Annotated in this window: 20 protein-coding genes; 11 read left to right on the plus strand and 9 right to left on the minus strand. The window is 57.8% G+C overall.

Features of this window, described 5'->3' with window-relative positions:
• The first annotated feature begins 41 nt into the window (after positions 1-41).
• From ACN0X0_RS11065 to ACN0X0_RS11080, 4 genes are all read left to right on the plus strand, one after another.
• Complete coding sequence (locus ACN0X0_RS11065) at positions 42-1,694, plus strand: electron transfer flavoprotein-ubiquinone oxidoreductase (protein WP_417279202.1); 1,653 nt, start codon at positions 42-44, stop codon at positions 1,692-1,694.
• 127 nt (positions 1,695-1,821) lie between these two features.
• Positions 1,822-3,534 (plus strand): tetratricopeptide repeat protein, encoded by a 1,713-nt coding sequence (locus ACN0X0_RS11070; RefSeq protein WP_417279203.1) that lies wholly within the window; start codon positions 1,822-1,824, stop codon positions 3,532-3,534.
• Entirely contained in the window at positions 3,534-4,364 is an 831-nt protein-coding gene (locus ACN0X0_RS11075) for a 4-(cytidine 5'-diphospho)-2-C-methyl-D-erythritol kinase (protein WP_417279204.1), read from the plus strand. The genes ACN0X0_RS11070 and ACN0X0_RS11075 overlap by 1 nt, the downstream gene beginning before the upstream one ends.
• 132 nt (positions 4,365-4,496) lie before the next feature.
• Complete coding sequence (locus tag ACN0X0_RS11080) at positions 4,497-5,267, plus strand: metallophosphoesterase family protein (protein ID WP_417261288.1); 771 nt, start codon at positions 4,497-4,499, stop codon at positions 5,265-5,267.
• A gap of 3 nt (positions 5,268-5,270) precedes the next feature.
• Here the strand turns inward: ACN0X0_RS11080 and ACN0X0_RS11085 are convergent, their stop codons facing one another.
• The 7 genes from ACN0X0_RS11085 to fcl all read right to left on the minus strand — a co-directional run bounded on the left by ACN0X0_RS11085 (position 5,271) and on the right by fcl (position 14,224).
• Positions 5,271-6,653 (minus strand): phosphomannomutase, encoded by a 1,383-nt coding sequence (locus ACN0X0_RS11085; protein ID WP_417279205.1) that lies wholly within the window; start codon positions 6,651-6,653, stop codon positions 5,271-5,273.
• A gap of 5 nt (positions 6,654-6,658) precedes the next feature.
• On the minus strand, positions 6,659-8,110 hold the full coding sequence (locus ACN0X0_RS11090) for a mannose-1-phosphate guanylyltransferase/mannose-6-phosphate isomerase (RefSeq protein WP_417279206.1): 1,452 nt from the start codon (positions 8,108-8,110) through the stop codon (positions 6,659-6,661).
• A gap of 229 nt (positions 8,111-8,339) precedes the next feature.
• Positions 8,340-8,825: a hypothetical protein gene (locus ACN0X0_RS11095; protein WP_417279207.1), complete on the minus strand. Its 486-nt coding sequence runs from the start codon at positions 8,823-8,825 to the stop codon at positions 8,340-8,342.
• Positions 8,826-8,999: 174 nt separating this feature from the next.
• Positions 9,000-9,266, minus strand: coding sequence for a hypothetical protein (locus ACN0X0_RS11100; RefSeq protein WP_417279208.1), 267 nt, complete (start codon positions 9,264-9,266; stop codon positions 9,000-9,002).
• A gap of 220 nt (positions 9,267-9,486) precedes the next feature.
• Positions 9,487-10,845 carry a polysaccharide biosynthesis/export family protein gene (locus ACN0X0_RS11105; RefSeq protein ID WP_417279209.1) on the minus strand — a complete coding sequence of 453 codons (1,359 nt, stop codon included), beginning with the start codon at positions 10,843-10,845 and terminating at the stop codon, positions 9,487-9,489.
• A 149-nt stretch (positions 10,846-10,994) separates the two neighbouring features.
• Complete coding sequence (locus tag ACN0X0_RS11110) at positions 10,995-13,094, minus strand: GumC family protein (protein WP_417279210.1); 2,100 nt, start codon at positions 13,092-13,094, stop codon at positions 10,995-10,997.
• Between the two features lie 149 nt (positions 13,095-13,243).
• Positions 13,244-14,224 (minus strand): GDP-L-fucose synthase, encoded by a 981-nt coding sequence (fcl, locus tag ACN0X0_RS11115; RefSeq protein ID WP_417279211.1) that lies wholly within the window; start codon positions 14,222-14,224, stop codon positions 13,244-13,246.
• 276 nt (positions 14,225-14,500) lie between these two features.
• On the opposite strand from fcl, the gene ACN0X0_RS11120 reads away from it, so the two are divergent.
• The 7 genes from ACN0X0_RS11120 to ACN0X0_RS11150 all read left to right on the plus strand — a co-directional run bounded on the left by ACN0X0_RS11120 (position 14,501) and on the right by ACN0X0_RS11150 (position 22,677).
• Positions 14,501-15,754: a WcaI family glycosyltransferase gene (locus ACN0X0_RS11120; protein WP_417279212.1), complete on the plus strand. Its 1,254-nt coding sequence runs from the start codon at positions 14,501-14,503 to the stop codon at positions 15,752-15,754.
• Positions 15,755-15,798: 44 nt separating this feature from the next.
• A complete protein-coding gene (gene gmd / locus ACN0X0_RS11125) occupies positions 15,799-16,917 on the plus strand; it encodes a GDP-mannose 4,6-dehydratase (protein WP_417261279.1) in 1,119 nt (372 codons plus the stop codon).
• A 97-nt stretch (positions 16,918-17,014) separates the two neighbouring features.
• On the plus strand, positions 17,015-18,217 hold the full coding sequence (locus ACN0X0_RS11130; RefSeq protein WP_417279213.1) for a lipopolysaccharide biosynthesis protein: 1,203 nt from the start codon (positions 17,015-17,017) through the stop codon (positions 18,215-18,217).
• A gap of 2 nt (positions 18,218-18,219) precedes the next feature.
• Positions 18,220-19,503, plus strand: a complete 1,284-nt coding sequence (locus ACN0X0_RS11135; RefSeq protein WP_417279214.1) for a hypothetical protein — start codon at positions 18,220-18,222, stop codon at positions 19,501-19,503.
• On the plus strand, positions 19,500-20,615 hold the full coding sequence (locus ACN0X0_RS11140; protein ID WP_417279215.1) for a glycosyltransferase: 1,116 nt from the start codon (positions 19,500-19,502) through the stop codon (positions 20,613-20,615). The genes ACN0X0_RS11135 and ACN0X0_RS11140 overlap by 4 nt, the downstream gene beginning before the upstream one ends.
• Positions 20,612-21,778 (plus strand): glycosyltransferase, encoded by a 1,167-nt coding sequence (locus ACN0X0_RS11145; protein ID WP_417279216.1) that lies wholly within the window; start codon positions 20,612-20,614, stop codon positions 21,776-21,778. The genes ACN0X0_RS11140 and ACN0X0_RS11145 overlap by 4 nt, the downstream gene beginning before the upstream one ends.
• Positions 21,778-22,677 carry a glycosyltransferase family 2 protein gene (locus ACN0X0_RS11150; protein WP_417279217.1) on the plus strand — a complete coding sequence of 300 codons (900 nt, stop codon included), beginning with the start codon at positions 21,778-21,780 and terminating at the stop codon, positions 22,675-22,677. Before ACN0X0_RS11145 ends, ACN0X0_RS11150 begins: the two co-directional genes overlap by 1 nt.
• Here ACN0X0_RS11150 and ACN0X0_RS11155 read toward each other — a convergent pair.
• Positions 22,644-23,768, minus strand: a complete 1,125-nt coding sequence (locus ACN0X0_RS11155; protein WP_417279218.1) for a glycosyltransferase family 4 protein — start codon at positions 23,766-23,768, stop codon at positions 22,644-22,646. The two genes, ACN0X0_RS11150 and ACN0X0_RS11155, sit on opposite strands and share 34 nt — an antisense overlap.
• Positions 23,768-24,337: a hypothetical protein gene (locus tag ACN0X0_RS11160; protein ID WP_417261272.1), complete on the minus strand. Its 570-nt coding sequence runs from the start codon at positions 24,335-24,337 to the stop codon at positions 23,768-23,770. The genes ACN0X0_RS11155 and ACN0X0_RS11160 overlap by 1 nt, the downstream gene beginning before the upstream one ends.

Genomic DNA, 24,337 nt, shown 5'->3' on the forward strand with positions numbered 1-24,337 from the left:
ACTTAGGCCAACAAACGCCGCCAGAGCCAGGGAGAACAGATATGTCAGCAATCGAGCGTGAGGCGATGGAATATGATGTCGTGATTGTGGGGGCTGGTCCTGCGGGTCTGTCTGCTGCGATCCGGCTCAAGCAATTGGACGCCGATCTGAGTGTCGTCGTGTTGGAAAAAGGCTCCGAGGTGGGCGCGCATATTCTGTCTGGGGCGGTGCTCGATCCGGTGGGTCTGAACGCTTTGATCCCGGATTGGAAAGAGCGCGGCGCGCCGATCACCACCGAGGTGAAGGAAGACCATTTCCACGTGCTGGGCGAAGCCGGGTCGATCCGCATCCCGAACTTTCCGCTGCCGCCTCTGATGTCGAACCACGGCAAATACATCGTCTCGATGGGCAATGTCTGCCGCTGGATGGCAGAGCAGGCCGAGGAGCTGGGCGTCGAGATTTTCCCGGGCATGGCGTGTTCTGAGCTGGTTTATGGTGACAATGGCGAGGTCAAAGGCGTCGTTGCCGGTGTCTTCGGGCTTGAGGCCGACGGCACCATCGGGCCGGACAGCGAGCCGGGCATGGAGTTGCACGGCAAATATGTGCTGATTTCCGAGGGCGTGCGCGGGTCTCTGGCGAAAGAGATCATCGCGAAATACGACCTCTCAAACGGCCGCGATGCGCAGAAATTCGGTCTCGGCATGAAAGAGATCTGGGAGATCGACCCCGAAAAGCACCGCGAAGGCAAGGTCTGGCACTCGATGGGCTGGCCGTTGGGGTCGAACGCGGGCGGCGGTGGTTTTGTCTACCACGCTGAAAACAATCAGCTTTATCTGGGGTTCGTGGTCCACTTGAACTACAAGAACCCCTACCTCTTCCCCTACATGGAATTCCAGCGCTTCAAACAGCACCCGCTGGTGAAGGAGCTTTTGGAGGGCGGCAAACGCGTCGCTTACGGCGCCCGCGCGATTTCCGAGGGCGGCTATCAGTCGATGCCGAAAGCGGCGTTTCCGGGCGGGGCTTTGCTGGGCTGTTCCGTCGGCCTCGTCAACGTGCCGCGGATCAAGGGCAACCACAACGCCATGCTGTCGGGCAAGGCGGCGGCGGAACACGCCTTTGCGGCGATCCAAGAGGGCCGCTCCGGCGACACGCTGGGAGGCTACGAGACCGAGCTGCGGACGGGCGCGGTCGGCAAGGATTTGAAGCGTGTGCGCAACGTCAAGCCGCTCTGGTCCAAATTCGGCCTCACCGCGTCGCTGGCACTGGGCGGGTTCGACATGTGGACCAACCAGATTTTTGGCGGGTCTCTGTTTGGCACCGTGAAACACGGCAAAACCGACGCGCAATCGACCGGCAAGGCGGAGAAATTCAAACCGATCGACTATCCGAAACCCGATGGCGTGATCTCGTTTGACCGGCTCACCAACGTGTCCTTCGCGGCGACCAACCACGAAGAGAGCCAGCCCTGTCACTTGAAACTCAAGGACCCGCAGGTGGCGATTGACGTCGATTACAAAGAATTCGGCGGCCCGTCGGCGCGCTATTGCCCGGCGGGTGTCTACGAATATCTGACCGAAGAGGGTGAAGAGCCGAAGTTCGTGATCAACTTCCAGAACTGCGTGCACTGCAAAACCTGCGACATCAAAGAAACCAGCCAGAACATCACCTGGACGGTGCCCCAGGGCGGCGACGGCCCGAACTATCCGAACATGTAAGCCTTTCACGGCAACGTGTTTTCCAAGATCAACCACGGGGGCCAACACGGCCCCCGTTTGCATTGCGGTGCGGCGGTTTGGCGGCTAGTCTCAGGGCCACGCAGGAAAATGTCCGAGGAGACCACAGGTGACACAACGCAGCGGCCGCATGATTTCCGCCCTTACGGCCATTGGCCTCTTGCTTGGCAGCAGTGCCGCGCTTGCGCCCGCCTCCGCCATGGCCGATGCGGGCCCCTATCTGGCCGCGCGTCAGGCGACGATGGACCGCAGCTTTCAGGATCTCGTGACCTATGCCACCCGCGCGCTGGTGACGGACCCGAAAAATCCCGTCCTGCTCGAATCCGTGATTTCGGCACATATTTCTATGGGGGAATTCGACGCCGCCAAAGGCTATTCCGCGCTGTTGAATCAGATCGAGCCGGGCAACCAGATCGCCGCCATGGCCGAGCTGACGCTGTTGGCCCGCGATGGCGATTACGACGGTCTCATCGCAGCTCTTGAAAATGGGCAAAGCATCAGCACCGTGGTGGATGGTCTCATGTTGGCCTGGGCGCATATCGGTCAGGGCGATATGTCCGGCGCTTTGGAATTGTTCGACGAGGGCACTGGTCTTGGCGAAGGCTTTGAACATTTTGGCGCCTATAACAAGGCCTTGGCCCTGGGGCTGGTCGGTGATTACGAAGGCGCGTTGGCGATCCTGACCGAGGACGGCGTGCGGGACGCGCGGACGTCTGTTCTGGCGAAGGTCGAAATCCTCAGCCAACTCGAACGTAATGGTGAGGCGCTTGAGGTCTTGAACGGTGCCTTCGGCGAGGGCGTATTGGACCCAGAGCTTGAAGAGATGCGTGCCGCTTTGTCTGCGGGCGAAACCGTGCCGTTCAACGTTGTGCGCAGCGCCAGCGACGGCATCGCCGATGTGTTCTTTGCCGTGGCCGCCGCGCTCGATGGCGGGCTTGATGACGCCTACACCCTGCTCTACGCCCGCATCGCCGAGGCACTTCGCCCGGATGAGGCCGCCTATGTGTTGAACGTGGCAGCACTTTTGGAGCGTCTGGGCAATTACGATCTTGCCACCACAGCCTATGACAGCATTGCGCAGGATGATCCGGCCTTTCCGATTGCAAACCTCGGACGCGCCGAAACCCTGCGCGCGGCGGGCAAGGACGAGGCCTCTTTGGAGGTGCTGCGGCAACTGACCAAGTCTTACCCCGAGATGGACAATGTCCATATTGCTCTGGGCGATGCCCTGCGCAGCACTGAGCGCTACGAAGAGGCGGTCGAGGCCTATTCCGTCGTGATCGAGCGGCATCAGCCGCCAACGCGCGGGCTCTGGCCGCTCTATTTCACGCGTGGTACGGCCTATGAGCGGCTGGGCGAATGGGAAAAATCCGAATCCGACCTGCGTCAGGCTTTGGCGCTCGAACCCGATCAGCCGCGTGTGCTGAACTATCTCGGCTACTCGTTTCTGGAGCTGAAAACCAACCTCGATGAGGCGATGGATATGATCCGCAAGGCCGCCGAGGCACGGCCGCAGGACGGCTATATCACCGACAGCCTCGCCTGGGGTCTCTACCGTCTGCGCCGCTATGAAGAGGCCGTCGAGCCGATGGAGCGGGCCGTCGAATTGATGCCGGTCGATCCGATCATCAACGACCATTTGGGCGATGTTTACTGGGCCGTGGGCCGGGATCGCGAGGCGCGGTTTCAGTGGCACCGTGCCCTGTCGTTCGAGCCGGAAGAGGATGAGGCGGATCGCATTCGTCGCAAGATCGACGTCGGGCTGGACCGCGTTCTGATCGACGAGGGCGAAGAGCCGACGCGGGCAGGGCAGGACGGCTGATGACGGTCAAGGTTTTCGCGCCCGCCAAGATCAACCTGACGCTTCACGTCACCGGCCAGCGCGACGATGGCTATCATCTTTTGGACAGTCTGGTGGCCTTTATCGATTTGGGCGATCAGGTGACGGCGACGCCCGCCGCCACCTCGTCGCTGACTGTGACCGGCCCTTTTACCGAGGGCGTGCCCACGGATGGGACAAATCTGGTGATGCGCGCGGCGGAGCTAGCGGGGGCGCCGATGGAGATGGTGCTCGACAAACACCTGCCGCCCGCGTCCGGCATTGGTGGCGGATCGAGTGATGCGGCGGCCACTTTGCGGGCGGCCGCGCGACTGGGTGCGACGCCGGTTTCAGCGGAAAAGGCCCTGTCTTTGGGCGCCGATGTGCCCGTGTGTCTGGCGGCAAAGCCCGTGCGGATGCGCGGGATCGGCGATGATTTGACGCCCGTGACCATGCCTGCGTTGCACATGGTGTTGGTCAATCCGCGTGTCGAAGTGTCGACGCCGGAGGTGTTCAAGGCTTTGGCAAGAAAGGAAAATATGGAGATGCCGGGTCTCTTGTCTGACTGGCCCGATAGCCTGTCCTTCATCGATTGGCTCGGCACGCAGCGCAACGATCTGGAACGTCCTGCGGTGAAACTTGTGCCCGAAGTGGCGGCGGCGCTCACGGCTTTGGCTTTGGCGCCCGGCGCGCAGATGGTGCGCATGTCGGGCTCTGGAGCCACCTGTTTTGCGCTGTTCGAAGAGCGGTACAAGGCCGATGCTGCCGCGTTGCAACTGGCCGAGGGCAATCCCTGGTGGTGGGTGAAATCCGCCAGCACGATGCCCGGATGACAGGCTAAAGCGTTTTTCGTTGAAACTAAAACAGATTGAGCGAAAAACGTTGCCACACTGAATTGATATTGCTCTGTTTCTCAAAAATTGAGTGCCTCAAGTTCTTTGAGAAACGCTTTAGGGGATCGCCAGATGTTCAAACGTTTGCGTCGCCAGCCGGTGCCGGACATCACATTCACCTCTCGGAGGTCGCAAAGCCTGCCTAAACCGGACGAGGATTTGGCCGTTGTTGGCGATATTCACGGCCAGCTCCGCTGTCTCGATGACATTTTGAATAAGCTTGCGATACAGGCGCCGCGCGCGCGCTGGGTCTTTGTCGGCGATTTCATTGATCGCGGCGACCACAGCGCAGAGGTTCTGACGCGGCTTCGGGAGATCGAGGCGGAGCGCCCGAACACGATCTGCCTGCGTGGCAACCACGAAGACATGATGTTGCAGTTTCTGGTGGCGCCGGACGCGGCGGGGAACCGTTGGATGCGCCATGGCGGGTTACAGACCATGGCAAGCTTTGGCGCCTTCGAGCTTGGGATCGAGAATTCTGCCGAGGCCTTGGTGCGTGCACGGGATCAGCTTTTGGAGCGGATGCCGGAAGGGTTGGCGATTTGGCTGGCGGAAAGGCCGTTCTCTTTCCAAAGCGGCAATGTGGCCGTGGTCCATGCCGGGGCCGATCCGGACAAGCCCATCGCGGAGCAGGATCCAAAGACTTTGATGTGGGGGCACCGGGGTTTTCGGCGTCAGATGCGGCCAGATCGGGTTTGGATCGTGCATGGCCACACGATCGTCGACATGCCGCAGGAGCGCAACAGGGTGATTTCCATCGACACGGGGGCCTATGCCACCGGACGATTGACGGCGGCGCTCATCGCGGATGGTCAAGTGGAGTATTTGCAGAGCGCGCTTTAGGCCTTACAGCACGGCTTTTGCGACGTCCTGATAGGCGGCTTTCACCAATGAGAGCGCTTGGTCCTCGCTCTGGGCCTGAGCATAGATGCGGAACTCCGGCGCATTGCCCGAGGGGCGCAGGTGCAGCACATCGCCACTGTCGAAATCGACGCGCAGCCCATCGGTGAGGTCCATCGCGGCAATCGTGCCGAAGGGTGCGAAAAAGGTCGCGCGCGTGTCACTGTCTGCAATCAGATTGTCGAGAAAGACCTTTGCCTTATCACGGTTAATCTCCTGCACACGGTCGGCGGCGGTGAAGCACGGCGGCAAGGCGGCGACCCGTTGAGACAGGCTTTGCCCGGCCTGTTTTGCGGCCACCAGAGGGGCGAGGATCGGCAGAATGCAGTCGCGGGTCGGAAGGGGCGACAGCGGGGCCTTGAGCATGGCCTCGAAGCCCAGAAGAAAGCCTCCATTGGCCTCAAAGCCAACGACTTCTGGATGTTTGGCCTCGGCCATGCCAGCGATCACGAAAGGCGAGCCGATCTTGGTCAGGATCACCTCATCGAACTCCGGCAGGCGGCGTACCATGTCGTTGGAGGAGACCGGCGTGACCACGGAGTTTGCACCCAGAACCTGCGCGCTCAGCACGCCGAGAATGTCGCCGGGAATGACCTTGCCGGTCTCATCGGTGAGCATCGGCCGGTCCGCATCGCCATCGGTGGAGGCGATCGCGTCGAGGTGATTGTCCTGACACCAGGCGCGCAGTTTCTCGCGGGTTTCGGGATCGACCGCTTCGGTGTCGACGGGGATGAACGTGTCGGAATGGGCCAGCGGCACGATGTCTGCGCCGAGGCCTGTGAAAATGGCTTCCATCGTGTCTCGGGCCACGGAAGAATGGCGGTAGACACCGATTTTGAGGCCCTTGAGGGCATCCGGGCCAAAGGCGTCGATGTAGCGCGCAATATAGTGCGTTTCGGCCTCAGGCGCCTCCTGATAGGTGCCACTCGCCTTGCCCTCATAGCGGGATTTTTGCGCATAGGCCGCGTTGATCGCCGCCTCGTCCGTTTTCGACACTTCGCCATCCGCAAGGTAGAATTTCAAACCGTTGCGATCCGCGGGAATGTGACTTCCGGTCACCATGATCGCGGGGGCTTTGGCGGCCATGGAGGATAGCGCCAGCGCCGGTGTGCCGAGCGCGCCGCAGTCGATGACATCCACGCCCGCCCCCCGTGCCGTGTCGCAAATGGTTTCAGCGATGCGTGGCGAGGAGGGCCGCAAATCCTGACCCACGTAAAGCGTGTCAGGTTGCACCGTGCTCAAAAAGGCATGCACATAATCCGCAACGAGCTCATCCGTCAGCTCGGTGACAAGCCCGCGCAACCCGCTGGTGCCGAATTTGGGAGCCATCGTGCTTACCCTTTCGCGCCTTGGCCGCGGGAATAGACGTCCTCGTAGCGGATGATGTCGTCTTCACCCACGTAAGACCCGGTTTGCACCTCGATCAGAACCATCGGCACTTTTCCGGGGTTTTCCATCCGGTGGACGGCGCCCAGTGGGATGTAGACGGATTGGTTTTCGGTCACCAGTTGCACCTCGTCATCGACGGTGACGCGTGCGGTGCCTTCGACCACGATCCAATGTTCAGAGCGGTGAAAGTGGCTTTGCAGGCTGAGCGCCGCGCCGGGGTGGACGTGGATGCGTTTGACCTGAAATCGCCCGCCGACCACGAGGCTTTCGAACCAGCCCCAGGGGCGGTGATCCTTCGGGAATTGCGTGGCCTGATCAGCCCCTTTGGCCTTGAGCGCGGTGACGGCTTTTTTCACGTCTTGCGCGCGGGACATGTCGGCGACCAGAACCGCGTCATTCATTGCGATGGCCATGATGTTCTCAAGCCCAATGCCGACCACTTCGAGACGGTCGCTGTCGGAGCGAATAAGGCTGTCTTTACAGTCGATTGCGGTCGCATCGCCGGAGGTCACAACGCCGTTCTCGTCGGGGCCCGCTTCGCGCCAGACCGCGTCCCAGCCGCCCAGATCGGACCAGCCACCGTCAAAGGGCACGACGGCGAGGTTGTCGGCCTTTTCCATCACGGCATAGTCGATGGAAATGTCTTCGGCTTTGGTCCAGGCCTCGGGGTCGAGACGCAGGAAGCCGAGATCGACCTGTGCCATGTCCACGGCCTCCGTGACGGGGGCCGTCAGGGTCGGGGCGTATTTTGTGAAGGCGGCGATGATGTCTTTCGCCTTGAACAGGAAAATCCCGGCGTTCCAGAGAAAGGTGCCTGCCGCGACCATTTCGGCGGCGCGGTCCGCGTCGGGTTTCTCCACGAATTGTTTGAGATCGACGGCGGAGCCGGAGGCGTCCGGTTCAGCGGTCAGTTCGAGATAGCCATAGGCGGTTTCCGCGTGCGTCGGCTTGATCCCAAAGGTCACCAACTTGCCGGCCTCGATTGCAGAGAGGCCCTTTTCAATCGCAGTATGGAAGGCGGCGACATCGGGCACGACATGATCAGACGGCGCTACCAGCATGATGGCTTCCGGGTCTTTTTCGACCAGATAGAGCGCTGCGGCGAAGATCGCGGGGGCGGTGTTGCGACCCTCCGGTTCGATCAGGATGGCGCCGGGATCGATGCCGATGGCGGAAAGCTGTTCGGTGACGATGAAGCGAAAGTCTGAGCCAGTGAGCACCGTGGGGGCCGTAAAGTCCAGTTTGCCGCTCGTGCCGCTCAGACGTTTGGCTGAGGCCTGAAACAGCGTTTGTTCATCGACCAGTGGGACGAATTGCTTTGGGTAACTCTTTCGCGAAAGAGGCCAAAGCCGAGTTCCAGAACCGCCGCACAAAATAACCGGTGTAATCAATGGCATTTGTTCGTTCCCTGATCCGCAAAAGTCGTTACCTACTCTTTCTCTGATAGATGTGTAACCTGTGTGAAGTCTAGGAGAAGTCGCGTTTAAGGCGAGTGATCTTGCCTCTGCGTTAAATATGCCCAATTCGTAGAATTCATGATCACAAACTCTACGAAACTGCATTTTCAAATCTGGCGGCGTTAACGTTTTGGGGTGTCGAATGTGTGGGTGGGGTCGCGATCATGCCTCACCGACAGCGCGCTACGCCTTTTCGGATGACTTCCGCGCCGGAGATGCGGGTGACGTTGTAAATCTTATAGCGCGCCGTGGTCATGTACCATTGACGGAGCGGCTCTGGGAAATGTGCGGCGATCATGTTTGACCAATGATCGAATTCTGCAGGGCTCAGTTTAGTGCCGAGCCGGTAGGGTCCGTGAAACGCAAAGCTGGCCCGGGGCGACACGCAGACATTGTCGGCGCCCAGAAACATTGTGCAGCTCGAGACGCATTCGCCGCGGCGGATTTCGACCTTTTGTCCAAGGCGGTTGATCTCAGCGATTTCATTATACCGCGCCTTCACGCTTCCGCCCGGATCGCCGGTGATGACAATCGTTGCGCCCGGTTGGTTTGACCGCGACTGTGCTGCGTCGGCGGACGTTCCGGCCAGCATAAGGGCGATAAGAAACAGATTTACGCATAGGACGGCAAAGCGCGTGATGGTTTTGATAAGCATGGCAACACCCCTGATGAAAACATCGGGGTGTTCTTCCCCAGCTCCGACGCGGATCGGTTCAGCATGGAGTACAACAGAGAAGGACTAAGGAAGTGTTGAGCCCGACGCGTGTTAGGCTCTCAAATGCAAAAGGCACCCCGAAGGATGCCTTACGCGCAGCGTCATATAAACGCTTTAGTTCGTGGTCGACGTGGTGGCCGTCGTGGAGGTGGTGGAATCCGCGCTTCCGCCACCTGCGAGAGCCGCAACACCGGCCGCCGCGAGGGCAGGCGCGATGAAGGGCACAAAGTTCTGCACATCGCCCACAGGCGGAAGAATGATGCATGCCGGGCTGTTGGCGTTGGCTGCGAGGCTACAATCGATTGCAGAGGTGGATTGTGCCACCGCGTTGGTCGTTGAGAGCGCGAGGGCTGTGATCGTCAGGAGGGCATATTTGGACATGATGAACTCACAATTTTCGAGGGAGGGCTCCCCTGTACAGTAGGGGAATCTAAATCGTCTTTAAGTTGAGTGTACGCGATTCATCGCAAAAATGCATGAGGAAAGCTTTAATTCCCGCTTTTTTACCGAAAACGGAGGCTTTCAGGCCAGTCGCGTCACACGAACGGCACAATTCCTGAGCCTGTTGCTTACTCTTTCCCCAGTCGTAAATTCAATCACGTCACCCGTTTGCCGCATTGGCCCCGATCGAGATGATGGTCGGCGTGATCTGATCGATGGTGCGTTTCCACCGTGTGACCGGTTGCTCGGCGATGAACACGATGTCATTTGGGCGCAATTCAAAGCGGGTCGCCAGAGCCAGTGCAGCAACATTGCTGGTGTCCAGTTTCCAGGCTGTCAGGGAGTCGAATTCCATCGGATCTGCGGAGCTGCGCAGGACATAGACTTGGCGGGGGTCTGCCGAGCTTGTCGCGATCCCTCCTGCGCCCTCATAGAGCGCATCAGCGAGGCTGGCCTGACGACCGAGCGGAAGATCGAACCGCCCCTGAGTTTTCACCTCGCCGGTCAGGTAGACATAGTCGCGGTCCGTGGCATCGAATTCGGTGAGTGCGCGATAGTTGTTTCGGGCTTCGTCAAGTTGGGCGCGCCGCAGACCGACCTCTGCCTGAAGTTGGGTAAGGGCCGTCGAACGTGCGCCTTGGCGATATTGCGCAAGCTGGATTTGCTGCGCGAAATAGGCGGAGGCTTGATCGAGTTGATAAGTGTCGTCGACGAAAATGCTGTCGCCGGGCTGAAGCACGATTTTCTTGATGCTGCTCTTGGAATAGAGCTCCTCAAGCGGGATTTGGTAGATCGTCCCGTTGCGATAAAGGCGCACGGAGGTGTAATCGAGATTCGTCGCCGTCGTGCCGCCCGCAGTGGCGAGCGCTTCGTCCAGATAAAGCGGGGTCAGGGTGATCGGGACCACGCCAGGGGTGCCCACGGCGCCACCGATCGAGACTTTTTTGGAATTGAACTGCGAGACTTCGAGGCTAAAGGTCGGTTCGATCTGGGCGGAGACGAGGCTTTGGAACAGTTTTGCTTCCGCTTCTTCAAGCGTCATGCCCGCAATGGACACACGTCCGACATCCGGGATCGCGATGCTGCCATCGTCTTGTACGGTGTAGCCCTGACGGCTGTTTTGCGCTGCCAAAAGGCCGGTCAGTTCCTCGATGGAATTGCCGGACGGCGTGGCCAGAAGGATCACATCGCCGACACCGATCTTGTAGGGCTGCAGGGTGACTTCCGGCGGAAGACGGGTCTCAAGGGCGTTCGGGCGGGTCTGAGCCGTATAAGCCGGCTCGGGTACTGCGCCGGTGCCACGAAGGCCGCCGCCTGTGCCGCTTGTCATGTTGAAAACTGCGGGAAGTTCACGCGGGGAGTAGGACGATCTGTTGGCGACAAGAACCGACTGGGGCGTCACGTCCATCACGCGGACTTTCGCCTCATCCGTTGTTCCCGCGACAACGCGCTGACTCTTGTACACTGTCCCGCAGGAGGAGAGCGCTAGGGCGGTAAGAATGGCGACTGCAATACGCATGGATCTTGCCCCTATGTGATCTTATCGGTGTGACAATTCATAGCCAAAAAACGCCTTTCAAACCATTCGGTTTCGATAGCAAAATCGTGGAAGAGGCTTCTGCGCATCACATCCGTGTCCTTAAATGTGTGAAAATTTAAGCAGCATGATCAGTTTGTATAATATTTGCTGCCATAAGCTCCGTAAGCCCCGTAGCTGTCGCCGTAGCCATACTCTCTCATGCCTTTCGGATCGATCTGGTTGAGCACCAGCCCGTTGAGGCGGACCCCGACCATTTCGAACATGCGCAGGGCGTCCCGTACCTGTGTCTTGGACGTTTTGTCCCAATGCACCGTGAATAGGAGCGTATCGGCGAGCTGAGCCACGACACGGGCGTCCGGCACCACGAGCACGGGCGGCGTGTCGATGAGCACGATGTCGTAGGTTGCACGGGCGGTGTCGATGAAGGTCTTGAACTGTTGCGACGAGAGGATGTCGGCGGCGTTCGCATCGGTTTGCTCGCTGATGAGAATATCCGCGCCGAGCACCGGATCGTGGATTGCCGCCTCGGTCAGGGTGGTTTCCCCCGAAAGCACGGCTATCATGCCCTTGGCGTCCTTCACGTCGAGATATTGGCTAAAGACCCGGCGCCGAATGTCGCCTTCGACCAACAGGACTTTTTTGCCGAGTCCAACGAAATTCTGCGCCAGTGCAAAGGAGACCGTGGTTTTCCCCTCACCCGGCAAGGCGGAGGAGAGCATGATGACTTTCGGTGATTTATCCGGGCTGGTCAGAAGCACGGATGTGCGCAGGTTGCGCACGGCCTCTGCGGCGGCGGAGGTGGGTTTCATGGCCAGATACTCGAGCGCCTGTCGGCGGTTCGATGTGGGCAAAAGCGGCACCTGTCCCATGACGGGGAGGCCGGTGTCCTCCTCAAGTTCGGAGGGCTGACGATAGCCGTTCTGGCGCATTTCTCGAAGCAACACGCCGCCGACGCCAATGATGGTGCCGAGCAGGGCGGACATGACCAGAATAAGCGATTTGCGCGGTTCAGAGGGGCCGTAGGGGAGGACGGCATTCGACAAAATACGGCTGTCTGCCCGCTGAATGCCCTCTTGGGCCGAGGTCTCTTTGAGGCGGCTCAGGAAATATTCATAGAGCAGGCGGCTGGCCTCGGCCTCGCGTGTCAGTTGCTGAAGCTGGATCAACTCATCGCTTTGCCGTGCAATATCCGTTTCGCGTGCACTGACGCTTGTCATCAAGGCCTGAACCTGGGCCTGTGTCCGCTGAACCTGGACATCGGCGAGATTGACAATCTGGCGGAAACGCGCTTCGAACGCGGGGCTGGGCCCGTTTTCGCGAAAGATCGTTTCAAGGCGCGGATCGTCCGCCAGCACGATTTTTTCTTCGGGAGATGCGTCTTGTGCGTTTTCCAAGGCGCTCAAACGTTCTGTGTCCGCGGTCAAAGAGGACCGAAGCGCCTGTAGCCGATCGCGCAGCTCTTTCAGCTGACGTTCGAGGGCCTGCACGGTTTCTATGCTCACCACTTCTGAATTGGAGGAAAATTCCGCGACGCGGGCTTCGGCTTGTTCAAGTTCGATTTTCAGATCTGCGACACGTGAGGTGAGCCATTCGGAGGCGTCTCGGGTCGCTTCGAACTTCACGTCCATCTGATAGAGAATGTATTGTTCGGCCATCGTGTCCGCGAGCAACGCGGATTTTGCGGGGTTTTCCGTCTCCAGCGTGATTTGCAGGACATAGGTGTTCGGCAGGTTGCGCACCGAGATCCGGCTCAAAAGCGCATTGATCGCGCTGGTGACCTGTTGCTCTGCGCTCGGTGTGACCGGTGTCGTACCAGTCACAAGGTTTTTGAGTTTTGCCTTGAGGCTCAGCGGGCGCAGTGCGCCGTTGAATTCGGGGTCCTGTGTCAGATCGGCGGCGTTGACCACGCGTTCGAGAAGCCGACGACTTTTGAGGACCTCGACTTCTGTGTTGATGGCTTCGGATTCGGCGCCGAGGCTCGGCAGGACAGCGCCGAGGTCGATCAGTTGATCCTGTGCCGTATCGAGGAGGACAACGGATGTCGCGCGATATTTCGGGACGGCGATTTTATAGGCATAAAAGGCCCCAAGTGCCGTGAAGAGCGCAACGCTCACCAGAATCCAAAGTCTTTGGCGCCACATCGTCCTCAGGATGGCGCCAAGATCGATCACATCATCTTCGGCAGACGCGTTTTGCGGAGCTTGTCGTATGGGGCGATCTAGGGACACGTTTTTCTCATTCACTGCAATTTGCCAGTACTCTGCATGTTTGCTGTCATTTGGCGCAAACACATGCGACTTTCGGGTCTTGGTTTCGGTTATACCATGGCGGGTCGGTCTCTGCCTTTAAAACGATCAGGAAATCAGTGGATTTCCGCTTATTTAGACCGAAGTTGATCCAGGCCTTGTGCGAGGAACCAAGCGTAGGTTTCTTCGATGCCCTGCCCCAGAGGGATTGTGGCTGTCCAGCCGAGGCGGGCCAGACGGCTGACATCCATCAATTTGCGCGGGGTGCCGTCGGGTTTCGATGCATCGAAGTCCAGTGTGCCCTCAAAGCCGGTGACACGCGCTACGGTTTCGGCCAGCTCGCGAATGGTCACATCCGTGCCGGAGCCGACGTTGATGTGGCTGAGCATCGGTTCGGTTTCGCGTTGATAGGTTTCGTCGTCGAGATCCAGAACAAAGAGCGAGGCTTCGGCCATATCGTCGACATGCAGGAACTCGCGCATTGGTTTGCCGGACCCCCAGACTGTCACACGCGCGTCCCCACGCTGGGCCGCTTCGTGAAAACGACGGATCAAGGCGGGCAGGACGTGGGAGTTCTCCGGGTGGAAATTGTCGCCGGGGCCATAGAGGTTTGTGGGCATCACAGAACGGTAATCGACACCGTATTGCCGGTTGTAACTTTCGCAGAGTTTGATCCCGGCGATCTTGGCGATGGCATAGGGTTCATTCGTGGGTTCGAGCGTCCCGGTCAAGAGCGCGTCTTCGCGCATGGGTTGAGTGGCCAGTTTCGGATAGATGCAGGATGACCCGAGTTGCAAAAGCTTTTTCACGCCCGATTCATAGGCCGCGTGGATCACGTTGCACTCGATCATCAGGTTCTCGTAGATGAACTGTGCGGGGTAGCTGTTGTTGGCGATGATGCCGCCCACTTTTGCCGCCGCCAAAATGACCTGATCGGGCTTTTCCGTTTGCATGAAATGACGCACGGAAGCCTGATTTGTCAGGTCCAACTCGTCAGATGTGCGGGTGATGAGGATCAAATCTTCGCCCTCGGCCTGCCGGTGTTGCAGGCGGCGCATGATCGCTCCGCCAACCATTCCGCGGTGTCCGGCGATATAAATTTTCTTCGTCATCGATTGCTCTCGTTCAGCTGTTGAAAAGTCTGAATTTTAGGCGCGACGGCAAGAAAAAGTTTCACAACCGACACGTGTGGCGATCTTTCTCCTTACTTGCGTGACATTTTTTCTGCAGTTGCACAAGGGTGGTGTATTCTGCGCTTGCATAATGATGACCTGTGCTGCGTAAATACCAAAGTGTCTTAGCGTCACCTTGGGGGTGCTAAGGTCGCATATCAACCCTTGGGCGCGCGCTGGGTGGTCCTTTCTGTAGCTTGAGAAAGCGGTGGTGATTTGAAAGTACAATGCCTCAGTTTGAACTATGCGCCGGAAGAAATCGGGATTGCGGTTTATTCGACAGGGTTCGCGCAGGAGATGTCCGCGCGCGGGCATGATGTGTCGGTGCTTTGTGCGCATCCTTATTACCCGCAGTGGCATCTGCGTCCGGGTTGGCCCAGATACGGCTATCGAACGATCCAGGCCGCGGAGGCGGGGCCGAAAGTCGTGCATTGTCCGCTCTATGTCCCCAAGGTGCCGACCGCCAAAACCCGGATGCTGCATTACGCAAGCTTTGCCATGACGGCGTTTCCCCGCATGATTTCGGATGCCCTCCGGGGCCGCCCCGATGTCGTATTCGTGGTCGCGCCGTCGCTGGTCTCCGCCGTGACGGCTTGGGTGGCGGCCCGTCTGACGGGGGCGAAGCTTTGGCTTCACATCCAGGATTTCGAGGTCGAGGCCGCCTTTGCCACGGGGGCGATTGCGCCGGAAAGCCGTCTCGGTCGGGCGGCGCGGGCGTTTGAGGCCTGGATGATGCGCAAATTCGATGTGATCAGCTCCATCTCCGGGCCGATGCTCGATAAATTGCGCAAAAACGGTATTCCTGAAGAAAAGATTTTCGAATTCCGCAATTGGGCGAACCTGAAGAAGGTCAAGGTGATCGAAGGCGTTTCGCCAATGCGCGCCGAACTTGGGATCGAGACGGACTACGTGGCGTATTACTCGGGCAATGTGGCGGCGAAGCAGGGGTTGGAAATCATTCCCGAGGCGGCGCGGCTCTTGGCGGAGCGCGATGATCTGACTTTTGTGATCTGTGGTGAAGGACCTTTTCTGGAGACGCTCAAGCAGAAGGCAGAAGGTCTAAAAAATATCCGCTTTTATCCGCTCCAGCCCTTCGAAAAACTGAGCGATGCGTTAGGCATGGCGGATGTGCATCTGCTGCCGCAGATTGCGGGGGTGGCTGAACTGGTGCTGCCGTCTAAGCTGACGAATATGCTGGCGTCTGGGCGACCTGTTGTCGCCACGGCCTATCCGGAAACGGCTCTCGCCCAAGAAGTCGAGGGCGCAGGCCTTGTGACGGAGCCCGGGAATGCGATTGCCTTTGCTGAGGCGATCGAAGCACTTTTAGATGATCCTGAGCAACGTCTCGCTTACGGTCGCATGGCGCGGACAAGAGCTTTGGAAAACTGGGATATGTCGGCGATTTTGGACCGGCTCGAAACGCGAATGACACATCTCGCCGTTAGGCGCGTATCTGTCGAAGACGTCTAAGTACCACTGACATGCGCAGTAAAACCTGAAGGAATATGAAACAGATGAAAAAGGCACTGATCACCGGCATTACTGGTCAAGACGGCTCCTATCTGGCGGAGTTTTTGCTTGAGAAAGGCTATGAGGTTCACGGGATCAAACGTCGTGCCTCTTTGTTCAACACGCAGCGCGTGGATCATATTTACGAAGACCCGCACACGGATAAGGCGCGTCTCAAGCTGCATTACGGCGATCTGACCGATACCTCGAACCTCACGCGTCTGTTGCGCGACATCGCGCCGGATGAGGTCTATAATCTCGGTGCGCAATCTCATGTCGCCGTGTCCTTTGAGGCGCCGGAATACACCGCCGATGTGGATGCCACCGGGACGCTGCGCCTGTTGGAGGCGATCCGTTTTCTGGGGCTGGAAAAGAAGACGCGCTTTTATCAGGCGTCCACCTCGGAGCTGTTCGGCAAGGTGCAGGAAATTCCGCAGAAAGAAACCACGCCTTTCTATCCGCGTTCGCCCTATGCTGTGGCCAAGATGTATGCCTATTGGATCGCCGTGAACTACCGCGAAAGCTATGGCATGTACGCCTGTAACGGCATCCTCTTTAACCACGAAAGCCCGCGCCGTGGCGAGACCTTCGTGACGCGTAAGATCACGCGGGGCCTGTCCAACATTGCTATGGGGCTTGAGCCCTGTCTCTACATGGGCAACATCGACGCGCTGCGCGATTGGGGCCATGCCAAGGACTACGTGCGGATGCAGTGGATGATGCTGCAACAGGACGCGCCCGAAGATTTCGTAATCGCCACCGGGGTGCAATATTCCGTGCGCGAATTCATCATTTGGACCGCGCGGGAGTTGGGGATCGAGCTGGAATTCTCTGGCGAGGGCGTGGATGAAGTTGCCATCGTTTCTGGGGTGACTGGCGATAAGGCGCCCGCGTTGACGGTGGGCGATGTCATCATGCGCATCGACCCGCGCTATTTTCGCCCGGCCGAGGTGGAAACTCTGTTGGGGGACCCGACGAAGGCCAAGGAAAAACTCGGCTGGGTGCCGGAAATCACCGCGCAAGAGATGTGCGCAGAGATGGTTGAGGAAGACCTGAAAGCTGCCAAACGTGTGGCGCTTTTGAAAGAGCACGGGCTGGACTTACCGGTGTCTTTGGAGGGGTAGGGTGACAGATTTGTCGACTGGCATGTCTCGTCTCAGTCCTGCGTTTCAGAGGCTGGTTCATGGAACCGGCGCCAATCTTCTTGGCAAAATTTGGATCATGATTGCCCAACTCGTTGCCGTGCCTGTGCTGTCGAAAGCATGGGGCGTGGATGGGTTTGGTGTCTGGCTTATGATCTCGACGATCCCGACCTATTTGGCGCTGTCGGATTTCGGGCTTGGCGTTGCGGCGGGGGTGGATTTGACGGCCTCGATGGAGCGGAAGGATACGGGGGCTGCCGTCATCGCCTTTCAAACCGTGTGGAGTTTTTTGACGCTGGTGACGGTTGCAATCGGGCTGATCTGTGTGGCGGGCGCCTTTGGGTGGGCCGCGCTCTCTGATCAGGGAACGCAAGGCCCCTTTGGGCGCGATGAGATCGCTTGGTCGATCGCATTTATCGTCATGGCCGCTCTTCTGTCCATGCAGATGAGCATTCGCAAAATTGTGTTTCAGGCCACGCATAAATACGCTTTGGGCACTGCGGTGTACGACGCGCTTTATTTCGCGGGCTCACTTGCGGTGCTGATTGGGGTGTTCTTGGGCTTTGGTCTCATCGAGGCCGCCATGACCCAATGTATTGCGCGGTTGATCAGCCTTGTTCTGTTCTCCCGCATTCAGGTGAAACGCGAGCCGTGGAGCCGGGTCGGTTGGAAACATGCGGAAAAGACGACGCTCAAACGCCTGTTTTCGCCGTCTCTGTCCGCCTTGACCCTGACCATTGCAAATTCCTTCGGGTTGCAGGGCGTCGTGTTGACCATCGGTTGGGTGTTCGGCCCTGCGGCGGCGGCGATCTTTGCCACGACCCGGATGCTGACCCGGATTCCGATGCAGTTTTCAGGGCTTTTGACACGCGCCAGCCTGCCTGAACTGACCCGTTCTCAAGTGGCAGAAGATCATGCGCTGACGGCACGTTTGATGAAGTTGAACATGGGGCTTACACTTGGTGTCATGATCCCTGCTGCACTCGCCCTCTTTCTGATCGGTCCGACTGTGATTTCCGCGATGTCGCATGGCGAAATTGTGCAAAGCCGTCTCGCGTTTGGTCTTCTGGGGCTTGCGGCGGCGTTTTGTGCCGTCTGGACGACATTGGGCACGCGCTTGATCGCCGTGAATCGTCAGTCCGAATTCGCCTTCCTTGCCCTCGGTCTGTACCTCGCCTGCGCGCTGATGCCGTATGTCTCGCCGAATACGATTGTCCCGGTGCTCGTTGCCTTGGTCGTGACGGATGCGGCGATTGCTTTGAAGACTATGAGGAGTTCCTAACGGTGGTATATCTTCTGGTTTTCGGCTTGGAACTCCTCTTGTTTGCAGAAGCGGCACGCAGGCTGCATTTGGCTTCGGCTGCGCTGATGACATTTGGCTATATCATTGTTGCACAAACTTTCTTTTTATACAGTTCCTTTACGTTTTCTGGCTCATCCTTCTCCGCAGGTAGCCTTGGTACGTTTTACTACAGTCCTGCGTTTGGCGTTTTATTTTATGGGGTGCTTTATGCATTCATCTATGCGGCCACTCTCGGGATTCAGCAGGAAAAAAGTCTGAACTACCAAAAGCTTTCGGAAATAAAGCTGAAAAAAATCTCTCAAATATTGTATCTGCTGATGTTCTTCATTTTGGTCATTCGACTGGGAACGATTGATCTCGGTGTGTTGTGGAGGAATAATACCTACCTCCTGATTGGCAGTTCGGAAGGAATGAGAATTGGGGGCGCGATACCCGAGCTGGCAAAATCAAGTCTCGGTCTTTTGGGGGTTTTGGTCGCTGCCTTAGCGACTGCAAATTATTTGAAGGGAAATTCGGGAGCCGCAATCCTCGGTTTTTTGATGGTTGTTCCCAGCCTGCTGATCTCTCTGGCGAGCGCTTCACGGTCGTCAGGGATGATCTTTATCGCCATTGCGATCAGTTTGCTTTTATTTGGATCATCGCCGCGTCACCGTCTGGCAGCAGTGGCTGCATTCTCCATGTGCGTTCTGATGTTTGTAACTGCGCTTCATGGACGTTCAACCGGAACTTTTGGCATAGCTGCGATCCCAACTCATTTTATTCTGTCTGATGCCGCCCGAGATGTACCGATCTGGAGGATTTTTGTCGGTTCTGTTGTGCAAGGCATTTTCGTCACAACCGACTCTATCCGGTTCGATGCAGAGTTTGCAGAAATATACAAAATCCTTTCCTTTTCTCCTTTTCCGTCTTCAATCGACGGTTTCGGAAGTATTCGGACAAGCCATCAGGTTAGACTTCATCGGTATGTGCCGATGAGTGCGATAGGAGAAGTCTATCACTTCGGGCTTTTGTATATCTTGATCTACGGTTTGACTTTGTTCCTCCTGTATCGAGGAAACGCCAAACTAGATGCGTCAAAAACACCTGTAAAATTGCTCGCAACGTCCGTGTTCATCACGCTTTTCTTTATCGTGGCTCAGACTTACCCAATGCGAAATACCTATCGCCAGTTGCTCATCGCGTTGCTGCTTTTAAATTATGAAAGCATTTTGCGCCCCATACGTCGTTTTCTTGTGAAGGCAAGTCGATCAGGAGCGCGCGCATGACCCGCATCGCTTTTCTCTGGGACAACTTTGGTCCGATGCATGCGGATCGGGTGGATGCCGTTGTTCGACAGTTGGATGGGCGTGCGACATGTCTCGGTGTTGAGGAACGGAAGCACTCCGAAGAGTATGACTGGGTCAGTGAGACACGGGACAGCTTTGAAAAAATCACCCTTCACGACGGGGCAGGCGCCTCCAAAATCCGTAAACTTATCGCGCTGATCAAGCTTTCTTTGCGGTATCGCGGCACAAGCTGGTTTCTGTGCAATTACGAGCGCCCGCATGTTGCCGCCTTCGCGTTCTGGCTGACACTGACCGGACGACGGCCTTACATCATGGGCTGCGCGAAGTTCGATGATCTGCCACGAAAGCCGGCGCGAGAGCTGATTAAGAAACTCATCCTCCTGCCCTACAAAGGGGCGCTTGGGTCGGGCATTCGCACGCGAGAGTATTTTCGGTTCTTGGGCGTCACTCCAATTGAGGGCGAATATAATACGCTTTCGGTGCAACGTATTCGAGATCTGGCGGGCAAACCCACAGCCCCCGAAGGCACGCCCTTCGCCGACCGCCACTTCACCATCGTCGCGCGGTTCATTCCCAAAAAGAACCTGATGTTGGCTCTTGAGGCCTACGCGCTTTATGCGGCGCGGACGCAGGCGCCGCGCAAGCTGCACCTCTGTGGCAGCGGGCCATTGGAAACGGATATCAAGGCGAAGGTCAAAGAACTCGGTCTCACGGATCACTTGGTGTTTCGAGGCTTTGTGCAAACCGATGAGATTGCCCGAACGCTGGGCGACACACTGGCGTTGATCCTGCCGAGCATCGAGGAACAGTTCGGCAATGTGGTGATCGAGGCGCAGGCGATGGGCGTTCCCGTCCTCGTGAGCGAGGTCTGCGGTGCGCGGGATTTGCTTGTTCGCAACTGGCAGAACGGGTTCATTTTCGAGCCTGGCAACGCGGTGGGGCTGTCGCGATATATGGCGCTTGTGGGCGAGGACGAGGCCCTGTGGCGTGAGCTAAGCATCGGGGCCGGACAGACCGCGGAGATTGGAGATGTGGCCTCTTTCGCGCGAGCCGTCGAGGCACTCGTGTTTCGGGGCGAGGTCGCACCATGACGGATCGTCCGCTTAAGATCGTTTTGATCCTTCCCACCATAACGCGGGGCGGGGGCGGTGTGTCCGAGGCGGCGCGGCTTTTGGCCTGGGAATGGGCACAACGAGATGACACTGAGATCGCAGTTGTCACTCTTCGCTCAGATGGCTTTGAAGAGGCGCGGGCGGATTGGCCCGATATTCAGATCCATACGTTCGAACGCCATCGGCTGCGTGGGTTCGGTTATGCGCCGGAGATGACGCGGTTTTTGAAGTCGCACGACTACGACATCGCTCATGTGCACGGGCTTTGGATGTATCATTGCCTTGCTGCGCTGCGCTGGAGTGCGGCGCATCAGAGGCCCTATGTCGTGACACCGCACGGGATGTTGGAGGCCTGGATTCTCGCGCGTTCCAAGATGCTGAAAAAGGCGGTGTCTTTGGTGTTTCATTCCCGGTTTCTGAAGCGGGCAAGTCTGTTTCATGTTTTGACGACGAAAGAGACCGAGGACGTCAAAGCCGTGGTGCCGGAGGCCAAGGTGCTTGTGGTGCCGAATTTCGTACCGACCCTGCCGCGCGCCACCCAGCGGCCGAAATGGTGGCGGCCCGAGATGGAAGATCGGCGGGTGCTGCTTTTCTTTGGGCGGATACATGACAAAAAAGGCTGGCGTGAATTGGTCTCGGCCTGGGAGGCTCTGTCGGCGTCTGATCCGGGGTTTGCTGACACCGTCCATTTGGTCTTTTGCGGCTGGGTCGATGCAGCAGGGGGCTTTGAGGCTAAGATTTCCGAAGTTGAAAACACCTATGGGAATATCACTTTCGCGGGCCCGCAATATGGTGAGGACCGGCTTTTGAGTTACTCTGCGGCGGATGCGTTCATCTTGCCGTCCAAGAGCGAGGGCTTGCCGATGAGTATTTTGGAAGCCTGGGCGATCGGCTTGCCGGTGCTGATGACAGAGGCGTGTAACCTGCCGCTTGGATTTACGCATGATGCCGCGATCCGCATCGGCGAAAGCGCAGAGGAACTGCGCGAGGCCTTGCGTGATTTCAAGGTGCTTCCTGAGGCGCGGTTGAGGCAGATCGGCGACAATGGACAGAGGCTTCAGCAAGACGTGTATTCGGCCAAAGCCTGTTCTGAAGCGCTGCGCATGGCCTTTTCTGAGATCGCCAAGAAAGAGGCCGTTTGATGCACACCATCACCGCCATCATCCTAACTTTCAACGAAGAGCAGCATATCGAGCGCTGTATCCGGTCGCTGGATGGCGTTGTGGAACGTGTTTGCGTGATCGACAGTTTCTCGACGGATCGCACGGTGGAGATTGCCGAGAGCCTTGGGGCGGAGGTGGCGCGAAATCCGTGGAAGAACTACGCGACGCAATTTCAGTTCGGCTTGGATAGCTGTGACATCACTTCGGACTGGACCATGCGCATCGATGCTGATGAGTATCTGGAAGACGGGCTGAGGACCTCTTTGAAGACATGGCTTTCCGCGCCCAATGAGACGGTGAACGCGCTTTACCTACGGCGCAAGATGGTTTTCCTCGGGCGCCCTATCACGCATGGTTTTTTCTATCCGGCGATGATGCTGAGGGTCTGGCGCACGGGCGCGGGCCGGATTGAGCAACGTTGGATGGATGAGCATGTCATCGTTGAGAACGTTCAAAGCGAAACCATTGAGGGCGGCGATCTGGTGGATCACAACCTCAACGATCTGTCGTGGTGGGTGGCCAAGCACAACGGTTACGCGACGCGGGAAGTCTATGACATGGTGGAAATCATGGAGCGGGAGCGGACGACGAAAGACGCGGGTATGGAGACAATGAGCGGGCAGGCCGCGCGCAAACGTTGGCTCAAGGAAAAGGTCTACACGCGGATCCCCTCAACGCTGCGGGCGAGTTTGTATTTTGTCTATCGCTACATCTTCGGGCGTGGGTTTCTGGATGGGAAAGAGGGGTTTTTCTTTCATTTCCTGCAAGCCTATTGGTATCGCACCCTCGTCGAGGCCAAGCTGTTCGAATTGGAAACACGCGCTTCGGATCGTGGGCTGACGCCCTATGATCTTTTGGTAGAAGAGGGTGTGTTGTGAGCCGAAAGGGCGCTGTCGTAGACGCGTTCCAGATCGCATATTTTGTCGGACCAATTGTATTTGGCCGCGAATCTGCGCGCTGACGCGCTTATGGTGTTGGCGTGTTGATCCAGGAAATCGCAGACCTGTGCTGCGGCTCGATCCACATCCCTGAAATCAACGGCGATCCCGGCTCCAGAGCTGTTGGCGAACTCCGACATGGGCTCAGCATCTCGGCAAATGATGCCGAGACCTGCGGCCATTGCCTCGATAAACGTAAGGCCAAAGCCCTCATATTCTGAAGCGGAGGCGAAGACGCCCGCCTGCGCCATCGTGGCTTTGAGCGCGGCGTCATCCATGGGAGGGCGCAGGTCGAAATGATCTGGCATGTCCAGATCCGCCAGACGTGCCTTCAAAGTGCTTTGCATATCGTCGAACGGACGCCCGGTGATCGTCAGATGGATGTTGTGACCGCGATCCGCACAGGCCTTGACCAGATCTACAAGCAGGTCTGGACGTTTGTTCTGGGAAATGCGGCCCCAATAAATCCAACGATGCAAGTCCTTCTCAGAAAGCGGTTGCTGAGGCGCAAAGGCTGCGACGTTGATGCCATTTTCGAACAGTTCAATGTTGTCGGCGTAGAGGGATGCGTGGGCAAAATCGCTTTTGCTTGCGGCAAGCACCGAATGGTAAGATTTCAAAAGACGCGGGAAGGCCAGTTTCTGGTGTAGCGCCTTGAACTGTGAAAGATTTTTCGTATGTCCGTAAAACCCGTGTGAGCTTAGAACGCGAGGCATGATGCGTGCATAAAGCAGGACCGAACCCGTAATCGCCATGAGTTGCGGATCATGAACATGCAAAATGTCATACTCCTTTGCAATCTTGCGAAGTCCTGGCGCCAATCCGAGCAGACGATGCCCCAGAAGCGGGATTCGGTAGATCGGAAAGTCACATTCTTCATCGCGGTCCTGACCTTGCGACAGGCCGGTTTCAAGATGTGCGACGGCAACGTCATGTCCGCGTTCCCTCAATTCGCGGCACATGTTGCGTATGACGGCTTCGATGCCTCCAACATTCGGGTAATATGTTGGTGTCACATGAAGTATTCGCATCAGGCAGATTCTTTCCAGTCGATCAAGCGCTCCTTGATCCGCTTGGCCGGATTGCCTGCATAGACACTCCAGGGCTCAAGGCGCCCGTTCACAACCGCACGCGCGCCGATGACACAGCCCTCGGAGACGATGGTGCCCGGCCCGACAAAGGCTTCTGCCGCGACCCATGCATGAGGACCGATTTCAATTGCGCGTGTGATCAAGGGGTGATCCCCTTTCGTGTAATCATGCGTGCCGCCGCAGAGGAACGCGCGTTGCGACACGATCGTGCTCAGATGGAGCCGGATGGGCGCCATATTGTAGCATTGCACCCCGTCAGCCAGAATGCAGTGAGAGGCCATTTGCAGGTTCGGAGGATACCAAACGCGCGCTGAGCCTCTGACATCCGAATTTCCTTCAATCGTTGCGCCAAACGAACGCAGGAGGAAACGGCGCCAGGGTGCGAATTTCTTCGGGGTCCAGCTTGCGAAAATCAGCCACGTCATCGACCAAATCGCACGTAGGGCTTTGTGTTTGAACGAAAAATAAGCTCGATTGGCAGGCAGGGTTACCTCTTGGGTATTGTTCAT

Source organism: Celeribacter sp. (genome assembly GCF_048270365.1).
GTDB lineage: Bacteria > Pseudomonadota > Alphaproteobacteria > Rhodobacterales > Rhodobacteraceae > Celeribacter.

What these genes read in the sequence shown, in the direction of transcription:
- fcl (WP_417279211.1), bottom strand. Translation starts at nt 14,224, where the DNA reads ATGACGAAGAAAATTTATATCGCCGGACACCGCGGAATGGTTGGCGGA.
- ACN0X0_RS11100 (WP_417279208.1), bottom strand. Translation starts at nt 9,266, where the DNA reads ATGTCCAAATATGCCCTCCTGACGATCACAGCCCTCGCGCTCTCAACG.
- gmd (WP_417261279.1), top strand. Translation starts at nt 15,799, where the DNA reads ATGAAAAAGGCACTGATCACCGGCATTACTGGTCAAGACGGCTCCTAT.
- ACN0X0_RS11140 (WP_417279215.1), top strand. Translation starts at nt 19,500, where the DNA reads ATGACCCGCATCGCTTTTCTCTGGGACAACTTTGGTCCGATGCATGCG.
- ACN0X0_RS11145 (WP_417279216.1), top strand. Translation starts at nt 20,612, where the DNA reads ATGACGGATCGTCCGCTTAAGATCGTTTTGATCCTTCCCACCATAACG.
- ACN0X0_RS11160 (WP_417261272.1), bottom strand. Translation starts at nt 24,337, where the DNA reads ATGAACAATACCCAAGAGGTAACCCTGCCTGCCAATCGAGCTTATTTT.
- ACN0X0_RS11090 (WP_417279206.1), bottom strand. Translation starts at nt 8,110, where the DNA reads ATGCCATTGATTACACCGGTTATTTTGTGCGGCGGTTCTGGAACTCGG.
- ACN0X0_RS11095 (WP_417279207.1), bottom strand. Translation starts at nt 8,825, where the DNA reads ATGCTTATCAAAACCATCACGCGCTTTGCCGTCCTATGCGTAAATCTG.
- ACN0X0_RS11130 (WP_417279213.1), top strand. Translation starts at nt 17,015, where the DNA reads ATGATTGCCCAACTCGTTGCCGTGCCTGTGCTGTCGAAAGCATGGGGC.
- ACN0X0_RS11105 (WP_417279209.1), bottom strand. Translation starts at nt 10,845, where the DNA reads ATGCGTATTGCAGTCGCCATTCTTACCGCCCTAGCGCTCTCCTCCTGC.
- ACN0X0_RS11065 (WP_417279202.1), top strand. Translation starts at nt 42, where the DNA reads ATGTCAGCAATCGAGCGTGAGGCGATGGAATATGATGTCGTGATTGTG.
- ACN0X0_RS11150 (WP_417279217.1), top strand. Translation starts at nt 21,778, where the DNA reads ATGCACACCATCACCGCCATCATCCTAACTTTCAACGAAGAGCAGCAT.
- ACN0X0_RS11085 (WP_417279205.1), bottom strand. Translation starts at nt 6,653, where the DNA reads ATGGCTCCCAAATTCGGCACCAGCGGGTTGCGCGGGCTTGTCACCGAG.
- ACN0X0_RS11075 (WP_417279204.1), top strand. Translation starts at nt 3,534, where the DNA reads ATGACGGTCAAGGTTTTCGCGCCCGCCAAGATCAACCTGACGCTTCAC.
- ACN0X0_RS11155 (WP_417279218.1), bottom strand. Translation starts at nt 23,768, where the DNA reads ATGCGAATACTTCATGTGACACCAACATATTACCCGAATGTTGGAGGC.
- ACN0X0_RS11080 (WP_417261288.1), top strand. Translation starts at nt 4,497, where the DNA reads ATGTTCAAACGTTTGCGTCGCCAGCCGGTGCCGGACATCACATTCACC.